This is a genomic window from Tsukamurella tyrosinosolvens (assembly GCF_900104775.1).
Taxonomy (GTDB): Bacteria; Actinomycetota; Actinomycetes; order Mycobacteriales; family Mycobacteriaceae; genus Tsukamurella; species Tsukamurella tyrosinosolvens.
The window spans coordinates 1,604,296-1,621,830 of sequence record NZ_FNSA01000003.1; the positions used below are offsets into that span (position 1 = coordinate 1,604,296).

19 protein-coding genes and 1 pseudogene are annotated in these 17,535 nt (G+C 69.4%); 7 read left to right on the forward strand and 13 right to left on the reverse strand.

The annotated features are described in order from the left end of the window. Positions 1–24 precede the first annotated feature (24 nt). The gene (locus tag BLW32_RS09245) at positions 25–690 is read left to right on the forward strand and encodes a DUF1361 domain-containing protein (protein WP_068524780.1); all 666 of its coding nucleotides are present in this window, start codon (positions 25–27) and stop codon (positions 688–690) included. 19 nt (positions 691–709) lie between these two features. Continuing rightward, positions 710–1,033 (forward strand): hypothetical protein, encoded by a 324-nt coding sequence (locus tag BLW32_RS09250; RefSeq protein WP_068524781.1) that lies wholly within the window; start codon positions 710–712, stop codon positions 1,031–1,033. Between the two features lie 20 nt (positions 1,034–1,053). Here the strand turns inward: BLW32_RS09250 and BLW32_RS28330 are convergent, their stop codons facing one another. The 9 genes and pseudogenes from BLW32_RS28330 to BLW32_RS09290 all read right to left on the reverse strand — a co-directional run bounded on the left by BLW32_RS28330 (position 1,054) and on the right by BLW32_RS09290 (position 8,791). Further along, positions 1,054–1,182 carry an MFS transporter small subunit gene (locus BLW32_RS28330; RefSeq protein ID WP_255304269.1) on the reverse strand — a complete coding sequence of 43 codons (129 nt, stop codon included), beginning with the start codon at positions 1,180–1,182 and terminating at the stop codon, positions 1,054–1,056. Further along, positions 1,179–2,594, reverse strand: coding sequence for an L-lactate MFS transporter (locus tag BLW32_RS09255; RefSeq protein WP_068742550.1), 1,416 nt, complete (start codon positions 2,592–2,594; stop codon positions 1,179–1,181). The genes BLW32_RS28330 and BLW32_RS09255 overlap by 4 nt, the downstream gene beginning before the upstream one ends. A 58-nt stretch (positions 2,595–2,652) precedes the next feature. Continuing rightward, a complete protein-coding gene (locus BLW32_RS28130; RefSeq protein ID WP_238600483.1) occupies positions 2,653–3,021 on the reverse strand; it encodes a DUF488 domain-containing protein in 369 nt (122 codons plus the stop codon). 27 nt (positions 3,022–3,048) lie between these two features. Next, positions 3,049–3,792: pseudogene (locus BLW32_RS27885) on the reverse strand (uracil-DNA glycosylase); the annotation flags it as partial. Between the two features lie 49 nt (positions 3,793–3,841). Then, positions 3,842–4,498, reverse strand: a complete 657-nt coding sequence (locus BLW32_RS28425; protein ID WP_082791520.1) for an excalibur calcium-binding domain-containing protein — start codon at positions 4,496–4,498, stop codon at positions 3,842–3,844. 370 nt (positions 4,499–4,868) lie between these two features. Continuing rightward, complete coding sequence (locus BLW32_RS09275) at positions 4,869–6,146, reverse strand: ATP-binding protein (protein WP_068742549.1); 1,278 nt, start codon at positions 6,144–6,146, stop codon at positions 4,869–4,871. 83 nt (positions 6,147–6,229) lie between these two features. Then, on the reverse strand, positions 6,230–7,567 hold the full coding sequence (locus BLW32_RS09280) for an MFS transporter (protein ID WP_068742548.1): 1,338 nt from the start codon (positions 7,565–7,567) through the stop codon (positions 6,230–6,232). Between the two features lie 66 nt (positions 7,568–7,633). Continuing rightward, positions 7,634–8,059 (reverse strand): tautomerase family protein, encoded by a 426-nt coding sequence (locus BLW32_RS09285; RefSeq protein WP_068524785.1) that lies wholly within the window; start codon positions 8,057–8,059, stop codon positions 7,634–7,636. Positions 8,060–8,089: 30 nt separating this feature from the next. Then, the gene (locus tag BLW32_RS09290; protein WP_068524786.1) at positions 8,090–8,791 is read right to left on the reverse strand and encodes an SDR family oxidoreductase; all 702 of its coding nucleotides are present in this window, start codon (positions 8,789–8,791) and stop codon (positions 8,090–8,092) included. 88 nt (positions 8,792–8,879) lie between these two features. Here BLW32_RS09290 and BLW32_RS09295 point away from each other — a divergent pair, with 88 nt between their 5' ends. Next, complete coding sequence (locus BLW32_RS09295) at positions 8,880–9,407, forward strand: winged helix-turn-helix transcriptional regulator (RefSeq protein ID WP_068742547.1); 528 nt, start codon at positions 8,880–8,882, stop codon at positions 9,405–9,407. Here the strand turns inward: BLW32_RS09295 and BLW32_RS09300 are convergent. The 3 genes from BLW32_RS09300 to BLW32_RS09310 all read right to left on the reverse strand — a co-directional run bounded on the left by BLW32_RS09300 (position 9,367) and on the right by BLW32_RS09310 (position 11,245). Beyond that, positions 9,367–10,122: a YoaK family protein gene (locus tag BLW32_RS09300; protein WP_074850472.1), complete on the reverse strand. Its 756-nt coding sequence runs from the start codon at positions 10,120–10,122 to the stop codon at positions 9,367–9,369. The genes BLW32_RS09295 and BLW32_RS09300 overlap by 41 nt on opposite strands. A gap of 114 nt (positions 10,123–10,236) precedes the next feature. Further along, positions 10,237–10,758 carry a spermidine N1-acetyltransferase gene (gene speG / locus BLW32_RS09305; RefSeq protein WP_074850474.1) on the reverse strand — a complete coding sequence of 174 codons (522 nt, stop codon included), beginning with the start codon at positions 10,756–10,758 and terminating at the stop codon, positions 10,237–10,239. Positions 10,759–10,861: 103 nt separating this feature from the next. After that, positions 10,862–11,245, reverse strand: a complete 384-nt coding sequence (locus BLW32_RS09310) for a DUF1304 domain-containing protein (protein WP_068742546.1) — start codon at positions 11,243–11,245, stop codon at positions 10,862–10,864. A gap of 193 nt (positions 11,246–11,438) precedes the next feature. Here BLW32_RS09310 and tig point away from each other — a divergent pair, with 193 nt between their 5' ends. From tig to clpX, 4 genes are all read left to right on the forward strand, one after another. Continuing rightward, positions 11,439–12,851 (forward strand): trigger factor, encoded by a 1,413-nt coding sequence (gene tig / locus BLW32_RS09315; protein ID WP_068626621.1) that lies wholly within the window; start codon positions 11,439–11,441, stop codon positions 12,849–12,851. A 136-nt stretch (positions 12,852–12,987) separates the two neighbouring features. Continuing rightward, positions 12,988–13,581: an ATP-dependent Clp protease proteolytic subunit gene (locus BLW32_RS09320; RefSeq protein ID WP_068524790.1), complete on the forward strand. Its 594-nt coding sequence runs from the start codon at positions 12,988–12,990 to the stop codon at positions 13,579–13,581. A gap of 43 nt (positions 13,582–13,624) precedes the next feature. Then, the gene (locus BLW32_RS09325; protein ID WP_068525836.1) at positions 13,625–14,266 is read left to right on the forward strand and encodes an ATP-dependent Clp protease proteolytic subunit; all 642 of its coding nucleotides are present in this window, start codon (positions 13,625–13,627) and stop codon (positions 14,264–14,266) included. A 184-nt stretch (positions 14,267–14,450) separates the two neighbouring features. Further along, positions 14,451–15,728, forward strand: a complete 1,278-nt coding sequence (gene clpX, locus BLW32_RS09330) for an ATP-dependent Clp protease ATP-binding subunit ClpX (RefSeq protein WP_068524791.1) — start codon at positions 14,451–14,453, stop codon at positions 15,726–15,728. A 77-nt stretch (positions 15,729–15,805) separates the two neighbouring features. On the opposite strand, the gene BLW32_RS09335 is transcribed toward clpX, so the two are convergent. Beyond that, positions 15,806–17,425: an ABC-F family ATP-binding cassette domain-containing protein gene (locus BLW32_RS09335; protein ID WP_068524792.1), complete on the reverse strand. Its 1,620-nt coding sequence runs from the start codon at positions 17,423–17,425 to the stop codon at positions 15,806–15,808. Positions 17,426–17,535 lie beyond the last annotated feature (110 nt).

Genomic DNA, 17,535 nt, shown 5'->3' on the forward strand with positions numbered 1-17,535 from the left:
CGGGTGCTTTGGCAAACTGATCTGATGACGAGAACGCGCGGCGTGCTGCTGCTGGCCTCCCTGCTCGCCACGACGGCGCTCACCGTGGTCCTCGGCACCACCGACCCGGCCGCCCCGCTCACCTACCCGAGCCGGTTCCTCATCTGGAACCTCTTCCTGGCGTGGATCCCCATGCTGTTCGCCGTGGGCTTCGCGACGGTCCGCCGCCGGTGGGCGCTCGTGCCGCTCGGCCTCGGCTGGCTCGCCTTCCTGCCCAACTCGCCGTACCTGGTGACCGACCTCGTCCACCTCGGCGACGACGAGAACATGTGGCGGCACGTGCTGCAGTACGGTTTCGCGGCCTGGACCGGGATCCTGCTCGGGGTCGTATCGATGCTGCTGGTGCATCGCCGTCTGCAGCGGGAGTTCGGCGCGCGCTGGGGGTGGCTCGCCGTCGTGCTGTCGGTGGGACTCTGCGCGATCGGGGTGGTGATCGGCCGGTTCCAGCGATGGAACTCATGGGACCTCGTGACGCGGCCCGACGCCGTCATCATCGCGACACTCGACTGGGTGACCTCGCCGTTCTCCTACGTCCAGTCCACGGGGGTCGCGGTTGCGGTAGCCGCGTTCTTCGGCCTCGCGTACCTGACCATCTGGTCGCTCACCCCGCCGGTCCCCGCCCCGGCCGGGAACGCGGCGGAACGCGAGTGAGCGGCGTACCGTCGGACCCGTGTACCTGGAGCGTTTCGTCGCGCACGGCTATCTCGACGCCGATCGCGCCGCGCGCCTGAGCTGGGAGAGTTCGCGGCACGTCTCCAGGATCTATCTCATCGTGGGGGAGCGGCGCCTGCTCGCGCAGAACCTCTCGCTCTGCTGGGCCGACCTCGGCGTCGGCCCGGGCACGCCGATCGCCGTCGAGGTGACCAGTGGTGACCGTCGCCTCCTCGACGACGAGCAGCGCGCCATCGCGGACTTCGCGGACCGTTTCCGCGCTGCCCTCATCCCGCCGGAGCCGCGCCGGGCGCGGCGGGGCTTCTTCCGTCGCGCCCGCTGACCGCACCCGTCGAGGCGGGCTCAGCCCTGGAACAGTTGCAGCGCCGCGTCGACGGCGTTGTACAGCCCGTAGAGCAGCGGGATCGCGACCAGTGTCCACGTCACGACGAGTTGGACGGGGTGCCGCCCGTCGGATCCGGTGTCGGTCATCGGGACTCCTTCGGTGCGTGCGCGGCGTCGACCGCGTCGACGACGGTGCCGGTCTCGTGCCAGCGGTCGGCGACGGGGCGGATGGCGAGATTGGCGAGGAAGCCGACGACCAGGACGCCGACCATGATGTAGAGCGCGAGGTGGTAGTCGGCCGCCTCGAGCGGGATCGCCCTGCCCGCCTCGTCGACCCGGTCCTTCTTGGAGTCCAGCACCCGATTGACGATGAGCGGGCCGAGCACGCCCGCCGTCGACCACGCCGTCAGCAGACGGCCGTGGATCGCGCCCACCTGGTAGGTGCCGAACAGGTCCTTGAGGTACGCGGGTACCGTCGCGAACCCGCCGCCGTAGAACGAGATGATCACGGCGCAGAACAGCACGAACAGCGTGGTCGACGTGGCGCCGACGGTCGCCAGGCCGAGGTAGAGCAGGATCCCCACGCCGAGGTAGATCATGTACGTCGGCTTGCGGCCGATGTAGTCCGACGTGGTCGACCACCCGAGCCTGCCCGCCATGTTCGCCACGGACAGCAGCCCGACGAAGCCGGCCGCGACGGTCGCGGTGACGGTGGAGACGCCGGTGCCGTCGCGGAAGAAGTCCTGGATCATGTCGGCGGCCTGCTCGAGGATGCCGATGCCTGCGGTCACGTTGCACAGCAGCACGATCCACAGCAGCCAGAACTGCGGGGTCTTGATCGCGTTGGCCGCGGAGACGTTCCCGGTGCTCACCATCGCCTTGGAGGCGACGACGGCGGGGTCGAAGCCCGCGGGGGCGTACCCGGGCGCCGGCACGCGAATGGTGAAGACGCCCATCATCATGACGACGAAGTAGGCGATGCCGAGGGTGATGAAGAGCTTCGTCACCGCGCTGCCGCCGGCCTCGGCGCCGCCGTAGAACTTCATGAGCTCCTTGGACATCGGCGAGGCGACCATGGCCCCGCCGCCGAAGCCCATGATCGCCATGCCGGTCGCGAGCCCGGGCCGGTCGGGGAACCACTTCATCAGGGTGGAGACCGGCGAGATGTAGCCGAGTCCCAGGCCGATGCCGCCGACCACGCCGTAGCCGAGGTAGACGAGCCAGAGTTGACCGGTCGCGATGCCGGCGGCGGCGATGAGGAAGCCCGCGCCCCAGCAGCTCGCCGCGGTGAACATGGTGCGCCGCGGCCCGACTCGGTCCACCCACGTGCCGAAGACGGCCGCCGAGAGCCCGAGCATGACGATGGCGATGGAGAAGACGATGCCGATCATCGTCTTGTTGGTGTCGAAGTGCTTGACCAGCGCGTCCTTGTAGACACTCGTCGCGTACACCTGGCCGATGCACAGGTGGATCGCCAGCGCCGCAGGGGGAATCAACCACCGGTTGTAGTTCAGCGGTGCGACGGAGTGTTCTCGGTCGAGGAAGGACAGCGCGGCCACGGCGCGACGCTAGCAGTCGGGACCGGCCCGACGGTGCCGGTCGGGGAACTTAGATCGCTCAACGTACGAGTGGGTCGCGCCCGGTCAGGAGCGCGGCGAGGACGTGGGCGTGGCTGATGTCCTCCGCCTTGGAGGCCGTCAGGAGGGTGACCGGCCCCGCATCGACGCGAGCCTGCAGGGCCTCGAACGCCGCGGCCGCCTCGGGCGCGGCGAGTTCGGCCCGGTACCGCTCCACGAACTCCGGGTACTTGGCCGGATCGTGCTCGTACCACTTCCGCAGTTCCGTCGACGGCGAGATCTCCTTGCACCACAGGGCAAGGTCGGCGCGGTCCTTGCTGATGCCGCGCGGCCATAACCTGTCGACGAGGATCCGCTCGCCGTCTCCCGCCGCCTCCGCCTCGTACACGCGTTTGACCCGGACCGTCACCGTCGCCCCTTCCCACGCACTGTCGCGCGCGATCGTCCGCGCGCGCCGGAGAACATCCTCCAGCATGGCGGGTGTCAGCCGCCCGGTGAAGGTGTTGTGCTGGCTCACGTGGAAACAGCCGAGCACGGTGAGCTCCCGGCCGTCGGGATGGACGAGGTCCACCCGGGCGCCGTGCCCGAACGCGGGGCGCGGCCTGGGGACCGGCCAGCCGCCCTCGACCAGGACGGCGAACAGCGACTGCCAGCCGAACGCGCCGAGCACGACCGCCACGCGGAGCCGGGGGAGCAGCGCGAGCTCGCGGGCGAGGAACGGTGCGCACGTCCGGCGCTCCGCGGGGGTCGGCTTGTTCTCCGGCGGCGCGCAGCGCACCGGCGAGCTCATCCGGGTGTCGCGGAGCTCCATGCCGTCGTCGATCGCCACGGCCCGCGGCTGATTCGCCAGACCGACCGCGTGGAGGGCCGCGAAGAGGACATCGCCGCTGCGGTCGCCGGTGAACATGCGCCCCGTGCGGTTGGCCCCGTGCGCCGCGGGCGCGAGCCCGACGATCAGGATCCGCGCGTCCTCCGGCCCGAAGCCGGGGACCGGACGGGCCCAGTAGGTCTCGTCGGCGAACGCCGCGCGCTTGACGCGCGCCACCTCCTCGCGCCACGCCACCAGGCGCGGGCACGCCCGGCACGAGCAGATCAGGGTGTCCAGTTCCGGAACGGTCCGCGCCGTCCTCGCGGCCGACGGTGCCGCCTCCGGCGCGGTCGTGCGGGCTCGCCTGGACATGGTCCGAGCCTAGGCGCAGCCGTCCACCCGGTCTGCCCGCCCACTTGGATCACTTGTCGCAGGCGATGCCATCTCCGTCGCGATCCAATGCCCGGCGGTAGCCGGGACTCCCTCGGTACATCGGGGCTGCGCCCGCGGCTTTCGCTTCGTCGCAATTGCTGTAATACGCGGATGGAGCATCGGCCGTGGTCGTCCGGGGTGGAGGCACCCGATCGACCGTGGGGACCGGTGTCCGGGTGTTCGTCTCCGTGAGCCCGGGATTCGGTGGGATCCGGGTGCTCGTCGAGGCCACGGCAGTCGTGGTCGGCTCTGTGCTCGTCGGAGGCACAACGGTCGTGGTGGTAGTGACGGTCACTGTCGCCGTCGCTGATTCAGTGACCGTTGCAGTGGCGGTTGGGCCGATCAGACCGCTTGCCGGAGCAGGCTCTTTCGGTGCGCTCGGTAGCATCACGGCCCCTAGGACGAGTGCGATGATCGCGCCCGGCGCAGCCTTCTTCCATGAGGTGAATGGACGGACCAGCATCGCGCCGCAGAGCGCGATGGCGGCTCCCATCAAAACCCCTCCGATGTGTCCGCCCAGCCCAGTCCCACCAATCAGCGACCCGAGGGCAAGTAGCCCGCCGATCGCGATGAGAATCCACCCGACGAGTTGGGCGACGCGCGATCGACCGCCCCCGGATGGCTGCTGACTTCCCGTTGAATCCATGCGTTGTACCTCCCAAACCGGATACGACGATCAGCGGGCCCCCGCATCGCGCCCCGTTGTAGTGACGCTAGACGAATCAGTAGCCGGCAGATAGAGCGGGGAAGCTAACTAGGTCGGCGAAGTATACTGCGGCGCAGTCCTTCTGGATCACTTCGACGATGGGAAGGCGGGACGGGTGAGACGCGAGATTGTGTGCGGCGTGTGACCGACCTGAGGCGCGAATGCTCCGGATATGGGCGAGGCCGGTGGCACCTGTAACGCGCCCCGGCCTCTGTTTCACTGAGCGGTTTACAGTCACGCTCACGAACTTGTTCGAAACTGTATCAGACGACGCTCTTCTGTTCCAATCAGTATCACGGGATCCGGGCGGTCAGAGGCGTGCGTACGTCTCGATGTCCTCGGAGAACTCCGCTGCGACGGCGGGGGAGACGGTGGCGCGGGTCGCGGCGAGTGCGGCCAGGTAGTCGTCGGCGCTGAGTTCGTGTGTGGGCGTGCCCTCCGGGGCGTCGAGGGCCCTCGCCAGGGCGTCCTGGGACGCCCTGCGGGCCGCGTACTCGATGTCGGCGGGCGTCATTCCCTCGCTCGCGGCAGTGAGTGCCGCGACGTCGACCGCGCCGACCACGTGATCCGGGATGTACCGGCCCCAGATGGCCGAACGGGCGTCGGCGTCCGGCAGCCCGATCGGCATGACGTAGTCGAAGCGGCCGTGCCGTAGGAAGGCGTCGTCGAGCGCGCGCACGAAGTTCGTGGCGCATACCAGGAGTCGCCCCTCCTGGTCGCGGAACTCGGCGACCTGCTTGAGCAACTCGTTCGTCACCCCCTGCGTGGGCGAGGGCGGATCTCCGCGTCGGTGCGAAGCGATCTCCTCGACCTCATCGATGAAGACCACCGCGTGCTCCAGCGAGGCGATCGCCTCGAACGCCGACCGCAGCGCGCCGGCGAGACCACCGGGCGAATCGGCGAGCCGCGACGGGAACAGCTCCACGAAGGGCCAGTCCAGGCGCGAGGCCACCGCCTTCGCGAAGGTGGTCTTCCCGGTCCCCGGCGGGCCGAAGAGCATCACCGCGTGCGGCGGCATCACGCCGAAGCGCTCCGCCATCTCGGGCCGCGCGAGCGGTGTCACGAGACGCTGCTCGAGCATCTCCTTCTCCCGCCGCATGCCGCTCACGCGGTCCCACAACTGTCGCGGGAGCAGACGGCCTCCGACCTCCTTGAGCAGATCCAACTCGCGCCGCTGCACGGGCATCGGCCGCTCCAGGTAACGGACCGGATCGCGCACGACGAAGCCGTTCTTCGACAGCGCCGCGGAGGCGTCGTCGTCGCCGGCGGTGAGCACCGACAGCTTGCCGAGCCCGAGCGGCGCCATCCGCCGCTCCAGCGCGTCGAGCACGAGGCCCGCGACCGTCGGGTCGGTGTCGGGCGCGACGTCGAAGAAGACGATCCAGCCCTGCGCGTGCGCGGCGCGGCCCACGGCGACCGCCACGACCCGGTCGCCCTCGGTCGCGACCATCGCGTGGTCCTGCTGGCACGAGGCGATGACCTCCGCCATGGAGTACACCGGCGGGGTCCCGCGGTGGTAGGCGGCTTCCCAGAGCCGGACGATGGTGTCCAGGTCGTCGTCGTGGAACTCGCGGATGTGGGCCGTCATGGACGCAGTGTGGCATGCATCACAGTCGGATGCCCGCCGGTTTTGCGCCCGCACCCGCCCCGCATCAGCACGTGCCGGAATGGTCACGCGTCGAGCGTCGATCCCGTGGGCAGTGCGACGCGCCTGATCCACACGGTCGCCGCGAGCGAGATGAGTGCGGTCGCAACCAGATAGCCCGCCGCGGTCCACGGCGCACCGTCGGCGCTGTGGATCAGGGCGGTGAGGACGAGGGGCGTGAGGCCGGAGGCGTAGATCCCCGAGAACTGGTAGACGACGGACAGCCCCGTGTACCGGACCTCGGTGGGGAACAGGCTCGCGAAGAAGGTGCCCTGCGCCGCGTAGAAGACGCCGTGGATCAGGCCGAAGACGATGACGAGGCCGACGGTGAACCACGCGATCGACGCGGTGCCGAACAGCGCGAACACCGGGAACACCGCGATTCCGTAGAGCAGCACGCCCGTCCCGTACACGCGCGCCGGGCCGAATCGGTCGGCGAGCACACCGGCGAACGGGATCACCACGGCCATCACCAAGGCTGCGACCGTGACCGCGAGGAGGACGTCCACCTTGTTCATGGCAAGGGTCGCCGTGGCGTAGGTGATGGCGAAGACGCCCCACGTGTTGAACGCGCTCCCCTCGGCCCACCGCGCGAGGCAACCCGCGATCGTGTTGCGGCGCAGGACCGGATCGCCGAGCAACTGGCGCAGGGGAGTGCGGGTGGTGTCCAGCGTGGCCCGCGCGGCCACGAACGCCGGTGTCTCGTCGACCGCGAGGCGCACGACGATGCCGATCACCACCAGCACGATCGACACCGCGAAGGCGATCCGCCACCCGAAGCGGAGGAACTGGTCGTCGTCGAACACCGTTTGCAGCAGGGCGAAGACGGCGGTGCCGAGCCCGAGGCCGAGGGCCAGGCCCACCTGCGGGACGGCGCCGAAGCGGCCCTTGCGGCCCTCGGGGGCGTGCTCGACGGCGAGCAGCACCGCGCCCGCCCACTCGCCGCCCAGCGCGAAACCCTGCACGATCCGCAGGAGCAGCAACAGGATCGGCGCGAGGATGCCGACCTGCCCGGCGGTGGGCAGGGCGCCCATGAGTGCCGTCGCCACGCCCATCAGCAGCATCGTCAGCGCGAGGGTCTGCCGCCGCCCGATCCGGTCGCCGATGTGTCCGAAGACGAGCCCGCCGACGGGCCGCATCACGAAGCCGACCGCGAAGGTCACGAAGCTGAGCATCGTGCCCACGAAGGAACTCGTGTCCGGGAAGAAGAGCTTGTTGAACACCATCGACGCCGCGGTCGAGTAGAGGAAGAAGTCGTACCACTCCACCGTGGTGCCCAGCAGCGACGCCGCGATCACGCGCCGCAGCTGGGAGCGGTCGGGAGCGGACGGGGCGGGGGCGTCGTCGACGGTGGCGGTACTCACCGACCGGAAGCTATCGGCGGTCGGCGGTACCTGTCACCGGTTGTGCTCGCGGTGACCGCAATCGGCTCAGTACGCGGCGGTCCGGTTCGCCGCTGCCCAGCTCCGCTCGGCCTCCGACTGCGCGGGCGGCGGCACGATGCCGTTGATCATCCACATCTCCTCGCTGGTGTCGTCGACGTGGAACTCCCACTGCAGGTCGGGGTGCCGCGCCAGCGCGGGCGCGACCATGGCGCGGACCCAGTGCGCGATCCGGGTCCGGCTCTCCGAATCGGAGGCGTGCCGGGCGATGTGGTCGATGGCGATGCGCACCGCCGTCGGCGCCTGCACGCCGCCGATGAAGAAGTCCTGCGGCGCGACCTCGTGGAAGAGGACGACGACGTAGAAGCGCGGCAGGCCGATCGCCGCGTACTGGTCGGTGATCGCCGCGGCGAGGGACTCCTTCTCGGCGGGCGTGAAGACGTCGGGGGTGTGGTGGATGTTCCAGAGCGGCATGATGATTCCTTCGTATCGTGGGCGGGATGATTACGCGCCGCCGGGGAACGCCAGGGCCTCGACGGGGCCCGACAGGGCCGCCTTCGTCGCGGTCGTGATGTCGTCGGCGAGGATCTCGACGTCGCCGGCCTCGAGACCGTCGAGGATGGCCGCGGCGATCTCGGCCGGCGTCGCCTTGGGCAGGGGGATCGCGGACACCATGTCGGTGTCGATGAAGCCCGCGTGCACGCCGACGACCCGGGTGTTCTGTGCCGCGAGCTCGGTCCGCAAGGAATTGGTGATCGACCACGCAGCGGCCTTGGAGGCGCCGTACCCGCCGGCGCCCGCGAGCCATGACAACACCGAGTGCATGTCGACGAGGGCGCCGCCGCCGTTCGCGGCCAGGACCGGCGCGAACGCCCGTGCCACGCGGAGCAGCCCGAACGCGTTCACGTCGAACATCGTCTCGATCTCCCGAAGGTCGCCGGTGACGAGCGGTGTGGGCGTCATGATGCCCGCGTTGTTGAAGACGATCTCGGCGTCGGAGGCGAGTCGCGCCAGTGCAGCGGCGGATTCGGCCGATCGGACCTCGAGCTCGACCGGTACGACCTCCGGGCGGGAATCGGTGAACGACGCACGGCCGGTCGCGTAGACCTTCCGCGCCCCGCGGGCGAGCACCTCGTCGACCAATGCGGCCCCGAGGCCGCGTCGGCCTCCGGTGACCACGACGACGGCGTCCTTGACGGCGACCATGGCGCCTCCTTCTGAGTAATGACTACGTTAGTCAGCTCGATTCAAGCACTCGCACCTGAGTAACGCAACCGTTAGTTATGATGAGGGCATGGAGTTCGAGGAGCGACTGCGCGACAGGAGCGGGTGGGCGATCGGCGACGGCTGTTCCGCCGCCCGCACGCTGGACCTGCTCACCACGAAGACGGTCTTCCTCGTAGTCCGCGAGCTCCTCTACGGGACATCGCGCTTCGACGACCTCGTGGCCAGGACGGAGACCTCCGCGCCCGCGGTCTCGCGCGCGCTCAAGCAGCTCGCGTCCGCGAACCTCATCGCGGCGACGGAGTACCGCGAGCCGGGGGCCCGCGCTCGCTCGGAGTACCGACTCACGCCGGCGGGACAGGACCTGCTCCCGGTCTTCCTCGCGCTGATCCAGTTCGGGGATGCCCACCTGCAGCCCGAGGGCGCACCGCTCGTCTTCGTGGACGCGGCGACGGGCGAGCCGGTCCGCACCAGGCCGGCCGTCGGCGGGGTCGAGGTGCCCGCGAGTGGGATAGAGATCCGGCTGAACCGGGATCGCTGGGGTGCGCGCGACGCCGTCAGCCGAGCAGCTTCCGACGGTCCGAGTGCAGGAACGTGACCAATGTGATCGCACCGCACAGGAGGCCGGCCACGAGGATCACCTGCGGTCCGGTGACGAAGGAACCGATGACGCCACCCACGGCGGCGCCGAGGATGAATCCCACGTAGACGAGGGCGTAGCCGAGCCAGTCGAAGACGGTGCCGTTGCCCGTCGCGTGGCGCTCGATGCCCTGGCCGAGCTTCACGAGCGTTCCCGTCACGTACGACAGCGGCACCGAGACCTCGCCGTTCTTCGTGAACGAGGTGTTCAGGGCGCCGAGTGAGAAGGTGATGATGAGGATGGGGACGAACCGCACCTCGGGCTCGTCGAAGCCGTCGAGGGCGAAGTCGGTCGCCGACGCGAGCAGGAGGCCCGCGGTGGTGAGCACGGTGGGCCCGTGCGCGTGGTTCTGCCAGAAGTACCGGCGGCAGATCGATGCGACGACGACGCCGGTCACGAAGGCGACGATCAGCGCCGTCGCGGCGAGCGCACCCGCGCCGGGGACCTGTTGCGCGTCCGATGCCTTGAACCAGGTGAGGACCGCGCGTTCGGTGTTGCCCGTCATGAAGGTGACGAAGTATCCCGCCGAGTGCAGGAAGGCGACCGCGCCGACCATGCCCGCCATGCCGGCGAGGAGCCAGGACAGGCGTGCGTCGGGTCCGATCGCTGCGTCCCGGGAGACGACCGGGCGGGGCTGTTGCTTCGTGGGCTGTTGCTCCGTCGGGGTGGTCATTCCCCATGGTTACCGACGGGAAGCACCCTTCGCTGTGCGGCCGCATCGATTCACATTCGCGTTCCGGTGGGAGGCACATCACAGTGTGCGCCGATGCGCGACGCGCGAAGGCTGTCAGGCGGGTGGCGGGTCCGTGGTCAGGAAGTCGCGCTGGAACATGCCCATGAGCCGGGCATCGCGGTAGCGGCCGTTCGAGAAGTACTGCTCGCGGAGTAGTCCCTCCTCGGCGAAGCCGATCTTCTCGTAGACGTGCGCGGCCTTCTCGTTGGCGACGTCGACGTAGAGGTACACCTTGTGCAGGTTGAGGATGCGGAACGCGTAGTCGAGCGCCTTGCGGGTGGCCGGCCCCGCGTAGCCCTTTCCCTGCGCCGACGGGGCGACGATGATCTGGAACTCGCAGTTCCGGTGGATCACATTGATTTCGACGAGCTCGACCAGGCCGACGGGCAGCCCGTCGTACTCGATGATGAATCGCCGCTCGCGCTCGTCGTGGATGTGCCGCTCGTAGATGTCCTCGAGCTCGGCGAGCGCGTCGAAGGGCTCCTCGAACCAGTACGACATGACCGCCCTGTCGTTGAACAGGCCGTGCACGAACCGCAGGTCCGTGCGTTCCATCGCGCGCAGCGTGAGTTCCACGTTTTCAGGGTAGGACTTCCGCGCGCCCGTTTCGCCCCGATCGGCCGCCGGCTGTGCGGATCGCCGCGGCGCGGGGACGAACGGCGGCCGCAGTGCCTCGGCGCTAGACAGCCAGCCCGATGCCGAGGAACACCACCGCGAGCAACGGCGCGAAGCCCTGGATCGTGGCGGCGCGGAGTTTGGTCCGGTCCGAGAGCGCCAGTACGAGGGCCGCGGCGAGCATGGATCCGACGCCCACGAGCACCAGAGTCGCGCCGACAGCGCACTGCGGGCCGAAGAGCGCCAGTCCCACGAACACCGCGATGGCGAGGAAGAGGTTGTAGAAGCCCTGGTTGAACGCGAGCGGCCGGGTGATCTCCGCGGTCTCCGCGGTGGTGCCGAACGTCGCGCGTGAGCGTGGTGAGGTCCACGCGAGCGATTCCAGGTAGAAGATGAAGCAGTGCACGAGCGCCGCGACGACGGCGAAGGCGAGTCCGACCACGATCATGCGCTCATCATGGTCGACCGACGGGTCGCCCGCCGCGTCGCCCCGGGTGTTCGACGCCCTCCCCGGGCTGTCAGCGGCCGGGCACCGTCGCGTACGCTTGTCCGAGTGCCGTGGGCCCGACGGGGTCCCGTGCTGCCCGCAGGAAACCGCACATCAGGCGGCCCTCCTGCTGATACCAACCCGAGGAGAACGAGTGAAGAGCACCGTCGAGCAGCTGAGCCCGACTCGCGTCCGCCTGAGCGTCGAGGTTCCCTTCGACGAGCTCGCGCCCGATTTCGATCGCGCCTACGAGACGCTCGCGCAGCAGGTCAACATCCCCGGCTTCCGCAAGGGCAAGGCCCCCGCGAAGCTGATCGAGGCGCGCGTCGGCCGCGACGCCGTGCTCTCGCAGGTGATCAACGACGCTCTGCCCGGCAAGTACAGCCAGGCCGTCCTCGACGCCGACGTCAAGGCCCTCGGCCAGCCCGAGATCGACATCGACAAGCTCGAGTACGGCGAGACCTTCTCGTTCACCGCCGAGGTCGACGTCCGCCCGGAGATCACGCTGCCCGAGTACTCGGGCATCGAGGTCGAGGTCCCGTCGCTCGAGGTCACCGACGCCGACATCGACGAGCAGATCGAGGGTCTGCGCGCCCGCTTCGGCACCCTCAAGGGCGTCGACCGCGCCGTCGAGACCGGCGACTTCGTCACCATCGACCTGTCGGCCACCGTCGACGGCAAGGACGTCGAGGACGCGAAGACCACCGGCCTCTCGCACGAGGTCGGCTCCGGCAACCTCATCGACGGCCTGGACGAGGCCATCGTCGGCCTGAAGTCCGGCGAGTCCAAGGAGTTCAAGACCACCCTCGTGGCCGGCGAGTTCGCGGGCCAGGAGGCGGACGTCACCGTCGTCGTCGACTCCGTCAAGGAGCGCGAGCTGCCCGAGCTGGACGACGAGTTCGCCCAGCTCGCGAGCGAGTTCGACACCGTCGAGGAGCTGCGCGGCGACCTGCGCGAGCGCGTCGAGCAGAACAAGAAGCTGGGCCAGGCCGCGGACATCCGCGACGCCGTGCTCGACAAGCTGCTCGAGGCCGTCGAGGTGCCGCTGCCCGAGGCCGTCGTCAAGGAGCAGGCCGACGCCAACGTGCACGACGTGCTGCACCAGGTGGGCCACAACGAGGAGCTCCTCGAGACCGCGCTCAAGGCGCAGGGTACGACCCGCGAGGAGTTCGAGACCCAGGCCCGCGAGTCCGCCGAGAAGCAGGTCAAGGTGCAGCTGCTCCTCGACGCGATCGCCGACGCGCAGGACGTGCAGGTCGACCAGCAGGAGCTGCAGGAGCACATCCTGTTCCAGTCGCAGCGCTACGGCATGCAGCCCGCCGAGTTCATCCAGCAGATCCAGCAGGCCGGCCAGCTGCCCGCCCTCTTCCAGGAGGTCCGTCGTGGCAAGGGCCTCGCGGACGTCGTGCTCGAGGTGACGGTCAAGGACGCCGACGGCAACGCCGTCGACACCAAGGCGCTGTTCGATCGTGAGGACGCCGGCGAGGAGCTCGCCGAGGAGGCCGCTGCCGAGGAGGACGTGGTCGCCGAGGCGGAGGAGATCACCTCCGAGGCCGACGAGAAGTAGAACCCCGCGGAGCGCCCCGCAGCCGGACCGGCTGCGGGGCGTTTCTGCCCTCAGCGGAGCCGGGCGTGCCGGGGGACGTACCGGCGCTGCGCGTTCGTTAGTGTCGATGACAGCAAAGAAAGGCAGGGAGCAGCGGATGACCTCCAACCCCAGCATGCGGGCCGGAATGGCCGGCCTGAACCTCAACGATTCGGTGTACAGCCGCCTCCTGGAGTCGCGGATCATCTTCCTCGGCAGCGAGGTGAACGACGACATCGCGAACCAGCTCTGCGCGCAGATGCTCCTGCTGTCGGCGGAGGATCCGACGAAGGACATCAACCTCTACATCAACTCGCCCGGCGGCAGCATCTCCGCCGGCATGGCGATCTTCGACACCATGGAGTTCGTCGAGTGCGACGTCGCGACGTACGCGATGGGTATGGCCGCCTCGATGGGGGAGTTCCTGCTCGCCGCCGGCACCAAGGGCAAGCGCTACGCCCTGCCGCACGCGCGCATCATGATGCACCAGCCGTCCGCCGGCATCGGTGGTACCGCGGCCGACATCGCCATCCAGGCCGAGCTGTTCCGTAAGACGAAGGTGGAGATGAACCGGCTCAACGCCCAGTTCACCGGCCAGTCGATCGAGCGGATCGAGTCCGACGCCGACCGCGACAAGTGGTTCACGGCCGAGGAGGCCCGGGACTACGGTTTCGTCGATCACGTCGTCAGCCGCGCGAGCTCCGTCAAGTAGCGAGAGGACATCTGAAATGACCGAGGGTTACTACCCCACGACGATGTCGGCCCAGGGCCTGCACGTCCCCGCCACCAACCGCTACGACGTCCCGTCGTTCATCGAGCGCGCGGCGAACGGCAACGAGCGCGTGACGAACCCGTACTCGAAGCTCTTCGACGAGCGCATCATCTTCCTCAAGAACCAGATCGACGAGGTCTCGGCGAACGACGTGATGGCCCAGATCCTGGTGCTCGAGTCGCAGGACCCGGACCGTGACATCACGATCTACATCAACTCGCCCGGCGGCAGCCTCTACGACGCGCTCGGCATCTACGACACGATGCAGTACGTGCACTGCGACGTGGCGACGGTCGTGCTCGGCACCGCGGCCTCGGCCGCGGCGATCCTGCTCGCGGGCGGCACCCCGGGCAAGCGCGCCGCGCTCCCCAATTCGACGGTGCTCATCCACCAGCCCCGCACGGGCGGCTCGATGCGCGGCCAGGTCTCCGACCTGGAGATCCAGGCCGCCGAGATGGAGCGCGCCCGCAACCGCCTCGACGAGATCCTGGCGAGCCACACCGGCCAGACCGTGGAGCAGATCCGCAAGGACACGGACCGCGACAACATCCTCACGGCCGACCAGGCCAAGGAGTACGGCATCGTCGACACGGTGTTCCCGTACCGCAAGGCGTCCGCGAAGTAATCGAAGCAGGACACCGGGGGTCGCGACACGCCGCGTGAGCGGGTTCCGCGGCCCCCGGTGTCACCTCTAGCAAGCTATTCATATCGGTCGCCGGGACGGAAGTTCGCGGGTACCGTCGACATCAGACGCCACCTGCTGAGCAACGCGGCAGGCGAGTCATCGGCAAGGGAAGTGGGCACAGGGCATGGCACGGATCGGGGACGGCGCAGACCTGTTGAAATGCTCTTTCTGCGGAAAGAGTCAGAAGCAGGTCAAGAAGCTGATCGCGGGCCCCGGCGTGTACATCTGCGATGAGTGCATCGACCTGTGCAACGAGATCATCGAAGAGGAACTGGCCGAGACCAGTGACGTGAAGCTGGACGAGCTGCCCAAGCCCGTCGAGATCCGCGACTTCCTCGACAACTACGTCATCGGGCAGGACTCCGCCAAGCGGAACCTCGCGGTGGCCGTCTACAACCACTACAAGCGCATCCAGGCCGGTGAGCGCAAGGACGCCCGCGGCGAGAGCGTGGAGCTGGCGAAGTCCAACATCCTCATGCTCGGCCCCACCGGCTGCGGCAAGACGTACCTGGCGCAGACCCTCGCGAAGATGCTCAACGTGCCCTTCGCCATCGCCGACGCGACCGCCCTCACCGAGGCCGGCTACGTGGGCGAGGACGTGGAGAACATCCTCCTCAAGCTGATCCAGGCCGCGGACTACGACGTCAAGCGCGCCGAGACCGGCATCATCTACATCGACGAGGTCGACAAGATCGCCCGCAAGAGCGAGAACCCGTCGATCACCCGCGACGTCTCCGGCGAGGGCGTGCAGCAGGCGCTGCTGAAGATCCTCGAGGGCACGCAGGCCAGCGTCCCGCCGCAGGGCGGCCGCAAGCACCCGCACCAGGAGTTCATCCAGATCGACACGACGAACGTCCTGTTCATCGTGGCCGGCGCCTTCGCCGGGCTGGAGAAGGTCGTGGGCGACCGCATCGGCAAGCGCGGCCTTGGCTTCGGCAACGAGGTGCGCACCAAGGCTGAGGTCGACACCGTCGATCACTTCGCGGACGTGCTGCCCGAGGACCTCATCAAGTTCGGCCTCATCCCCGAGTTCATCGGCCGCCTGCCCGTCATCGCCTCCGTCTCGAACCTCGACAAGGAGTCGCTGGTCTCGATCCTCTCGGAGCCGAAGAACGCGCTCGTCAAGCAGTACCAGCGCCTCTTCGAGATGGACGGCGTGGAGCTCGAGTTCGACGAGGACGCCCTCGGCGCCATCGCCGACCAGGCCATCCACCGCGGCACCGGTGCCCGCGGCCTCCGCGCCATCATGGAAGAGGTCCTCAACCCCGTCATGTTCGACATCCCGTCGCGCGACGACGTGGCGAAGGTCGTCGTCACGGGGGAGACGGTGCGCGACAACGTGCTGCCGACCATCGTGCCCCGCAAGCGCTCCCGCGACGAGCGTCGCGAGAAGAGCGCCTAACCAGGCATCGACTGCGCCCCCGGCCGAATCGGCCGGGGGCGCAGTCGTTCCCGGTCACCGACGCGGGACTCGCGCGGTCAGCGGGTGCGCTGCACCCGCGCCTCGTGCCAGACGGGCTCCGGCGCCTCGCGGACGGCACCGTCGGACCCGAACACCAGGAACCGGTCGAAGGACCGCGCGAACCACCGGTCGTGGGTCACCGCGAGCACCGTGCCGTCGTACGCCTCCAGCGCGTCCTGCAGCGCCTCGGCGCTCTCCAGGTCGAGGTTGTCCGTCGGCTCGTCGAGGAGCAGCGCCGTGCTCCCTGCGAACTCCAGGAGCAGCACCTGGAACCGGGCCTGCTGCCCACCGGAGAGGCTTTCGAAGCGCTGGTCCGCCTGGCCCTGCAGCTCGTACCGGCGCAGCGCCGGCATGGACCGGCCGAGGTCGGCCGCGTGCTCCTGCCGGAGGATCTCCACCAGCGTGCGGCCCTGCAGCTCCGGATGCGCGTGCGTCTGTGCGAAGTGCCCCGGCACGACGCGGGCGCCGAGCGTCGCGTCGCCGGTGTGCGCGACGTCCTCGCCCGCGAGTAGCCGCAGGAAGTGCGACTTCCCGGAGCCGTTCGAGCCCAGCACCGCGACCCGCTCGCCGTAGAAGACCTCGAGGTCGAAGGGCTGCATGAGGCCCGTGAGCTCCAGGTTCTTCGCCGTGACGGCCCGGACCCCGGTGCGGCCGCCGCGCAACCGCATCGTGATCTCCTGGCGCCGGGGCGGTTCGGGCGGGGGACCGGCCTCCTCGAACCGCCGCAGCCGCGTCTGCGCGGCCTGGTACCGCGACGCCATGCCGTCGTTGAACTTCGCCTGCTCGCGCAGCGTCAACACCAGTTTCTTCAGCTGCTGGTGCCGCTCGTCCCAGCGGCGGCGGAGCTCGTCGAACCGGGCGAAGCGCTCGTCGCGCGCGGCGTGGAAGGTCGCGAAGCCGCCGCCGTGGACCCAGGTGTCGGAGCCGCCGGGCGCGGGTTCGACGGCCACGATCCGGGTGGCCGCGCGGGACAGCAGTTCCCGGTCGTGGCTGACGAACAGCACCGTCTTCGGCGTCTGCCGCAGCTGCTCCTCGAGCCACTCCTTGCCGGGCACGTCGAGGTAGTTGTCCGGCTCGTCGAGGAGCAGGACCTCGGCGTCGCCGCGCAGCAACGCCTCCAGCGCCAGGCGCTTCTGCTCGCCGCCGGAGAGCGAGGTCAGGCCGCGCCACTGCGCCCGGTCGTAGGGGACGCCCAGTGCGGCGACGGTGCACGCGTCCCACAGGGTCTCGGCGGCGTAGCCGCCGGCGTCGCCCCAGTCGGTGAGCGCGTTCGCGTACCGCATCTGATTCGCGTCGCCGTCGTCGTCCATGAGTGCCAGCTCGACCGCGTCCAGCTCCCGCGCGGCCGCCTGCAGGCGCGGGGGCGACACCGACAGCAGCAGGTCGCGCACGGTGCGGTCGTCGCGCACCGAGCCGATGAACTGCGGCATCACTCCCACACCGCCGCTGGAGGTCACCGCGCCGCCGTGCGGGTCCAGCTCGCCCGCCAGCAGCCGAAGGAGCGTGGTCTTGCCGGCGCCGTTGCGGCCGACGAGCGCGGCCACGGCACCGTCGCCGATCCGGAACGAGACGTCGCCGAGCAGCGCCCGCCCGTCGGGCAGGTAGTACTCCACGTGCGTCGCCTCGAGATGTCCCATTCGTCCCATCCTGGGGGTTGAGGAAGGGGTGCGCCACCCGTTTTCCGAGTCCCGCGGCACCGTCAAAAGCCCCGAGGAACTCGCTCGCGTGCGCTGACTAGAATCGTGGG

Excerpts from the sequence above, each read along its gene's own strand:
- BLW32_RS09245 (WP_068524780.1), top strand. The coding sequence starts at position 25 with ATGACGAGAACGCGCGGCGTGCTGCTGCTGGCCTCCCTGCTCGCCACG.
- BLW32_RS28330 (WP_255304269.1), bottom strand. The coding sequence starts at position 1,182 with ATGACCGACACCGGATCCGACGGGCGGCACCCCGTCCAACTCGTCGTG.
- BLW32_RS28425 (WP_082791520.1), bottom strand. The coding sequence starts at position 4,498 with ATGGATTCAACGGGAAGTCAGCAGCCATCCGGGGGCGGTCGATCGCGC.
- BLW32_RS09275 (WP_068742549.1), bottom strand. The coding sequence starts at position 6,146 with ATGACGGCCCACATCCGCGAGTTCCACGACGACGACCTGGACACCATC.
- BLW32_RS09285 (WP_068524785.1), bottom strand. The coding sequence starts at position 8,059 with ATGCCGCTCTGGAACATCCACCACACCCCCGACGTCTTCACGCCCGCC.
- BLW32_RS09290 (WP_068524786.1), bottom strand. The coding sequence starts at position 8,791 with ATGGTCGCCGTCAAGGACGCCGTCGTCGTGGTCACCGGAGGCCGACGC.
- BLW32_RS09295 (WP_068742547.1), top strand. The coding sequence starts at position 8,880 with ATGGAGTTCGAGGAGCGACTGCGCGACAGGAGCGGGTGGGCGATCGGC.
- BLW32_RS09300 (WP_074850472.1), bottom strand. The coding sequence starts at position 10,122 with ATGACCACCCCGACGGAGCAACAGCCCACGAAGCAACAGCCCCGCCCG.
- BLW32_RS09310 (WP_068742546.1), bottom strand. The coding sequence starts at position 11,245 with ATGATCGTGGTCGGACTCGCCTTCGCCGTCGTCGCGGCGCTCGTGCAC.
- BLW32_RS09320 (WP_068524790.1), top strand. The coding sequence starts at position 12,988 with ATGACCTCCAACCCCAGCATGCGGGCCGGAATGGCCGGCCTGAACCTC.
- BLW32_RS09325 (WP_068525836.1), top strand. The coding sequence starts at position 13,625 with ATGTCGGCCCAGGGCCTGCACGTCCCCGCCACCAACCGCTACGACGTC.
- clpX (WP_068524791.1), top strand. The coding sequence starts at position 14,451 with ATGGCACGGATCGGGGACGGCGCAGACCTGTTGAAATGCTCTTTCTGC.
- BLW32_RS09335 (WP_068524792.1), bottom strand. The coding sequence starts at position 17,425 with ATGGGACATCTCGAGGCGACGCACGTGGAGTACTACCTGCCCGACGGG.